The following is a 323-nucleotide window of genomic DNA, read 5'->3' on the forward strand; positions in this document are numbered from 1 at the left end:
GATGCGATCACGGCCAATGTGGAGCGTGCACGGTCTTGGTCGATGGACGCCGCATCAACTCATGTCTTTCTTTCGCCGTCATGCACGGCGGCGACGAAGTGACGACCATCGAAGGCTTAGGCCAGCCTGGCAGGCTGCATCCCATGCAGGCTGCCTTCGTCAAGCACGATGGCTTCCAGTGCGGATACTGTACGCCTGGACAGATCTGTTCCTCGGTGGCTGTGCTCGAAGAAATCAAGGCGAACATCCCGAGCCACGTCACCGGCGACCTGAATGCACAGACGCTACTCAGCGAGGCTGAAATCCGCGAACGCATGAGCGGC

1 protein-coding gene is annotated in these 323 nt (G+C 59.8%); it reads left to right on the forward strand.

Annotation, left to right across the window (positions count from 1 at the left end; genetic code table 11):
• Positions 1 to 323 (forward strand): 2Fe-2S iron-sulfur cluster-binding protein (locus B3605_RS20910; protein ID WP_296435878.1); only part of this gene is annotated, 323 nt, incomplete at both ends.

Source organism: Rhizobium sp. UBA1881, assembly GCF_002338015.1.
Taxonomy (GTDB): domain Bacteria; phylum Pseudomonadota; class Alphaproteobacteria; order Rhizobiales; family Rhizobiaceae; genus Rhizobium.